This window comes from Mesorhizobium sp. M0830 (genome assembly GCF_040319965.1).
Taxonomy (GTDB): Bacteria; Pseudomonadota; Alphaproteobacteria; order Rhizobiales; family Rhizobiaceae; genus Mesorhizobium.
Window position 1 is genome coordinate 1 of record NZ_JAMYOR010000122.1, and the last position, 3,685, is coordinate 3,685.

Below are 3,685 nucleotides of genomic sequence, written 5' to 3' on the forward strand. Positions count from 1 at the left end.
CCACCCGATGCTTCCACTCGCTGATCCGCTCGAGCCCTTGCGGCGCCCATTTCATCTGCTTCAGGACGGTGGGATAGATGGGGCCGAGCGCGATATAGTCGGGCTCGGCAGCGATCGCCGTTTCCAGTTCGGGATGATCGTGCGTGCTGAGCCCGAGCTTCAATCCGGCGTATCTAATCGCCAACAGGTCGGCCGCAGCCAAATCCTCCTGGCCGAGGTGGACGAAGTCGCAGCCTTCCTCAATTGCCGTGCGCCAATAGTCGTTGACGATCAGTTGGCAGCCATGGATCGCGCAGACGTCGTTCGCGCGGCGGATTTCCGACCGCAGCGTGGTCTCGTCCCTATCCTTGATGCGCAACTGAACCAGCTTGACGCCGAGCGGGACCAGCCGCTCGACCCAGTCAGCGCTGTCGACGATCAGGTAGAAGGGATCGAGCTTCATGAAAAAACTGCCCTGCCGATGGTCGGTGTCGATGGCACGGCGACGTCGCGCGGTTCAAGCATACCCGAGCTGAAAGCTTCACGACCGGCCTCGACCGCCTTGCCGAACGCACGCGCCATGCCGACCGGATCGGCCGCCTTGGCGACCGCGGTGTTCAGGAGTACGGCGTCAAAGCCGAGCTCCATGACGGTTGCCGCGTGCGACGGCCGTCCGAGCCCCGCATCCACGATCAGCGGAACATCAGGGAAATGTCCGCGCATCGAGCGCAGCGCCGTGATGTTGATCGGTCCGAGAGCGGAACCGATCGGCGCGCACCACGGCATCAAGACCTTGCAGCCCGCCGCAAGCAGTCGCTCGGCGACGACAAGGTCGTCGGTGGTATAGGGGTATACAGCAAAACCGTCCTCACACAGGATGCGGGCGGCTTCGACCAGACCGAACACATCCGGCTGCAGCGTGTCGTGGTTGCCGATCACTTCGAGCTTGACCCAGTTCGTACCGAAGACTTCGCGCGCCATTTGTGCGGTCGTGACCGCTTCCTTGACGGAGTGGCAGCCAGCAGTGTTGGGCAGGATTCTGACACCAAGCGAGCGGATCAACGACCAGAATTTTTCGCCGGCCCTGCCGCCTGCCATTTCACGGCGCAACGAGACGGTCACCACCCCCGTGCCCGATGCCCTGACTGCATAAGCAAGGATGGCCGGCGAAGGATATTGAGCCGTGCCGAGAAGCAGGCGGGAGGGAAGCGTCGTTCCAAGAAGGTCGAACATGCTAGCCTCCCTGCATGGGCGAGAGGATTTCGATCCGGTCGCCGTCGTTCAATTGGAATTCCGCCCGGTTGGCTTTGTGCACGAGGTCGTTGTTGACGGCGGTCGCGAGCCAATCGCCCTCATAGTCGAGCGCGGCAAGCAGCTCGGCCAGCGTGGTGGCGGCAACCTCATGCGCTTCGCCGTTGACCATCAGTTTCATGGGCAAGCTCCTTGGTTCTGTCTTGACTGAAAACCAGGTCGGCAGCCTGGCGCGCCATGGCGGGAGCCAGGAGAAAACCGTGACGATAGAGCCCGTTGATCGCGATGATTTCACCGTTCGTTTCGACGCGCGGCAAATTGTCGGGAAAGGCTGGGCGGACGCCGACACCGGTTTCAACGATCTCGGCCTCCCCAAAGGCCGGGTGGAGGGCATAGGCGGTACCCAGCAGCTCCATCATGGAGCGCGCCGTGACCGGTCCGCCGGACTGGCTTTCAATCATCGTCGCACCAATCATGAAACGGTGGTCGGTGCGCGGCACTGCATAGAGTGGAAAGCGCGGATGCAGCAGCCTGACGGGGCGCGACAGCGAGATATCAGGTGTACGCAGGAACAGCATTTCGCCGCGAACGCCGCGCAGCCAGTCATTTTGCGCCGCCATTCCCGTACAGTCGATCTGACGATCGAAACCAAAAACATGCTGGGCGTCGGCGCCGAAGTGGAATTCAACACCCATGGCCGCGAGCTTGTCATGAAGTGCTGCCATCGCCTGGCGCGGATCAAGATGGCCCTCAGCGGGGAAGAGCAATCCGCGGCGGTAGCGGCCGGCTAAGTCGGGCTCCAGCAAGGCAATTTCATCTTCCTCGACACGCCGATAGCCCGTCGTGCGGCTGGCGAACCGGTCGAGCTCGCCCGCATCGCGCGGCGCGGCCAAGACCAGCGTTCCCCGTCGTGCTACCAAGCCTGGCGTTGCGGCGTCCCACCAGTCGGCGGCGTCGCGTCCGAGATCCAGCACCGGCTGCTCGGCGCTTTCACGCTCGCACCACGGCGCCAGCATGCCACCGGCGAACCACGACGCATTGCCCCCAAGGGCAGGCCTTGTCTCGGCAACGGTAACCGCCGCGCCGCGTGCGGCGAATTCGAAGGCGGCGGTGAGGCCGGCAACGCCCGCCCCTTTGACCAAGACCTTCATGATGGCTCACGTGGCTGAGGTATGAGCGGTGCGCCGGTCTCGTCCGCCGGCAGGTAGAGATCGCCGCCCTCGCGGTATTTCGCCGCCATCGCCGCCATGCCCTCTTTCTGTGCCTCGGCGCGGATGTCGTGAGAGATACGCATGGAGCAGAATTTCGGCCCGCACATCGAGCAGAAATGCGCTACCTTGTGCGCCTCCTTGGGCAAGGTCTGGTCGTGGAAGGACCGCGCGGTTTCCGGGTCGAGCGACAGGTTGAACTGGTCCTCCCAGCGGAACTCGAAGCGCGCGCGGGAAAGCGCGTCATCCCTGATTTTCGCTGCCGGATGGCCCTTCGCCAGGTCGGCGGCGTGGGCGGCGATCTTGTAGGTGATCACGCCGATCTTGACGTCGTTGCGATCGGGAAGGCCGAGATGCTCCTTGGGCGTGACGTAGCAGAGCATGGCGGTGCCGAACCAGCCGATCATCGCGGCGCCGATGCCTGAGGTGATGTGGTCGTAGCCCGGCGCGATGTCGGTCGTCAGCGGTCCGAGCGTATAGAACGGCGCCTCGCCGCAGACGGCGAGCTGCTTGTCCATGTTCTGCTTGATCCTGTGCATCGGCACGTGGCCAGGGCCCTCGATCATCACCTGGCAATCCTTCGCCCAGGCGATCTGCGTCAGCTCGCCAAGCGTTTCCAGCTCGGCGAACTGCGCCGCGTCGTTGGCATCGGCGATCGAGCCGGGACGAAGGCCGTCGCCGAGCGAGAAGGAGACGTCATAGGCTCTGGCGATGTCGCAGATCTCGGCGAAATGCTCGTAGAGGAAGCTTTCCCGGTGATGGTGCAGGCACCATTTGGCCATGATCGAGCCGCCGCGCGAGACGATACCCGTCACCCGGTCAACGGTCAGCGGGATGTAATGCAGCCGCACGCCGGCGTGGATGGTGAAATAGTCGACGCCTTGCTCGGCCTGTTCGATCAGCGTGTCGCGGTAGACCTCCCAGGTCAGATCCTCGGCAATGCCACCGACCTTTTCGAGCGCCTGGTAGAGCGGCACCGTGCCGATCGGCACCGGCGCGTTGCGCACGATCCAGTCGCGGATGTTGTGGATGTTGCGGCCGGTCGACAGGTCCATCACCGTATCGGCGCCCCAGCGGATCGCCCACACCATCTTTTCGACCTCTTCCGCCATCGACGATGTGACGGCGGAGTTACCGATATTGGCGTTGATCTTGACCAGGAAATTGCGGCCGATGATCATTGGCTCGCTCTCGGGATGGTTGATGTTGGCGGGAATGATCGCCCGTCCGCGCGCCACCTCGTCACG

At 63.6% G+C, this 3,685-nt stretch carries 5 protein-coding genes; all 5 read right to left on the reverse strand.

Translation table 11 applies throughout. The features are described from left to right. Positions 1 to 442: thiamine phosphate synthase (locus NKI20_RS33360; protein WP_352838218.1), on the reverse strand; the 442-nt coding region annotated here is incomplete at its 3' end. Further along, the gene (locus NKI20_RS33365) at positions 439 to 1,212 is read right to left on the reverse strand and encodes a thiazole synthase (protein ID WP_352838220.1); all 774 of its coding nucleotides are present in this window, start codon (positions 1,210 to 1,212) and stop codon (positions 439 to 441) included. The genes NKI20_RS33365 and NKI20_RS33360, both read right to left, overlap by 4 nt. 1 nt (position 1,213) lies before the next feature. Beyond that, positions 1,214 to 1,411 carry a sulfur carrier protein ThiS gene (thiS, locus tag NKI20_RS33370; RefSeq protein ID WP_023685606.1) on the reverse strand — a complete coding sequence of 66 codons (198 nt, stop codon included), beginning with the start codon at positions 1,409 to 1,411 and terminating at the stop codon, positions 1,214 to 1,216. Continuing rightward, a complete protein-coding gene (gene thiO / locus NKI20_RS33375; protein WP_352838222.1) occupies positions 1,380 to 2,381 on the reverse strand; it encodes a glycine oxidase ThiO in 1,002 nt (333 codons plus the stop codon). The genes thiS and thiO overlap by 32 nt, the downstream gene beginning before the upstream one ends. Continuing rightward, the coding region (gene thiC, locus NKI20_RS33380) for a phosphomethylpyrimidine synthase ThiC (protein WP_352838224.1) at positions 2,378 to 3,685 on the reverse strand (1,308 nt) is incomplete at its 5' end. The genes thiO and thiC, both read right to left, overlap by 4 nt.

Excerpts from the sequence above, each read along its gene's own strand:
- NKI20_RS33365 (WP_352838220.1), bottom strand. The coding sequence starts at position 1,212 with ATGTTCGACCTTCTTGGAACGACGCTTCCCTCCCGCCTGCTTCTCGGC.
- thiS (WP_023685606.1), bottom strand. The coding sequence starts at position 1,411 with ATGAAACTGATGGTCAACGGCGAAGCGCATGAGGTTGCCGCCACCACG.
- thiO (WP_352838222.1), bottom strand. The coding sequence starts at position 2,381 with ATGAAGGTCTTGGTCAAAGGGGCGGGCGTTGCCGGCCTCACCGCCGCC.